Genomic DNA, 1,418 nt, shown 5'->3' with positions numbered 1-1,418 from the left:
GGGCTGGCAGGCTTGGCGGGAGCTTGTGAACTTCTCGGGCTCAAGGGCTATCTCACCTTGGATTTATCCCCGGGCTTTGGCTACACCGGCATTGTTGTTGCCCTGTTGGCCCAACTGCATCCCTTGGGAGTGGTGGGGGCCGCAGTTTTCATTGCCGGGGTTTATGTGGGAGCCGATACCATGGGGCGTAGCTTGGGCGTTCCCACCTATCTTGCCGATGTCATTGTTGCTGCTGCCCTGCTGTGGATGTTGGTCTGCATGGGATTGGCCCGTTATCGTCTGCGCTGGGACTGAGCACCCGTGTCTGCACTCCTGAGTCTAATCAGCTTAATCAGCACCACCAGCTTTTGGGTGGCCACCCTGCGCATTGCCACTCCCTTGCTCTTTGGCACTTTGGGCGAAGTCCTCTGTGAGCGGGCCGGCGTTCTCAATTTGGGCATCGAAGGGATCATGACCCTGGGGGCCATGACCGGTTGGCTGGTGGTCTATCAGGGATCCGGATTGTGGTGGGGCGTAGCCTTTGCTGCCGTCCTCGGTGCAGGTGTGGGCTTGATTCACAGCCTGTTGACCGTCCGCCTTGGGGTTTCCCAGCACGTCACCGGCATTGGCATTACCCTCTTGACCATCAATGCTGCTTATTTTGTTTATCGCATGGCCCTGCCCCAGGTCACCTCTCCCCCCAAAATCGTCCCCTTCAGTCCTTGGCCGATCCCCGGTCTCTCCAGCCTGCCCTTTCTGGGAGAAACCCTGTTTACCCAGCCGCCCCTCACCTACCTCGGCCTTCTCCTGGTGCCCCTCATGGCCTACATCCTCTACCGAACTCCTCTGGGCCTCGCCGTGCGCATGGTTGGAGAAAATCCCCAGGCTGCCGCTTCCCAGGGGATCCCGGTCTATGCCGTTCGCACCGGGGCCGTGATGGTGGGCAGCGCTCTCATGGCGGTGGCCGGCGCTTTTTTAACCCTCTCTGCGTTCGATGCGTTTTTCTTCAATATCGTCAATGGACGGGGGTGGATTTGCATTGCCCTGGTGGTTTTTGCCGCTTGGGATCCCTGGCGAGCCTTAGGAGGAGCGTTGCTGTTTGCCGGGTTTGATGCTTTGCAATTGCGCCTTCAGCAGCTTTGGGGTAGCCGGATCCCCTATCAGTTTTTCTTAATGTTGCCCTATCTGCTCAGTATTGTGGCGTTGATTTTGGTCTCTCGCCATGCCAAAGCGCCCCGCGCCCTTTTGATCCCCTTTCGCCCTGAAGAACGGATTTGACTACTGGACTTTCAAGAAGCCGAAAATTACTCCTATTGAGCCTTTGCCCTTGCCCCAGAAGCCTGTATGTCTTACGTCAAGACGATTGTCTGTTTCGCCAACTCCAGAAAAATGGCCGGTCGCTGTATTGCCGGCAAGGAATGGCAGAACGGAGAGCCAGG

2 protein-coding genes and 1 pseudogene are annotated in these 1,418 nt (G+C 57.6%); all 3 read left to right on the top strand.

The features are described 5' to 3' along the window. Window positions 1-294: pseudogene (locus NW820_RS08125) on the top strand (ABC transporter permease); the annotation flags it as partial. A 6-nt stretch (window positions 295-300) separates the two neighbouring features. Beyond that, the gene (locus tag NW820_RS08120) at window positions 301-1,257 is read left to right on the top strand and encodes an ABC transporter permease (protein WP_099835909.1); all 957 of its coding nucleotides are present in this window, start codon (window positions 301-303) and stop codon (window positions 1,255-1,257) included. A 66-nt stretch (window positions 1,258-1,323) separates the two neighbouring features. Then, window positions 1,324-1,418, top strand: a 95-nt coding sequence (locus tag NW820_RS08115) for a dual OB domain-containing protein (protein WP_414407202.1), incomplete at its 3' end; no start/stop codon positions are given.

It is taken from the genome of Synechococcus sp. R55.7 (assembly GCF_047461955.1).
In the GTDB taxonomy this organism is placed as follows: Bacteria; Cyanobacteriota; Cyanobacteriia; order Thermostichales; family Thermostichaceae; genus Thermostichus.
The sequence above is the reverse complement of the archived record's forward strand: the minus strand, read 5'-3'. Positions and strand labels throughout refer to the sequence as shown.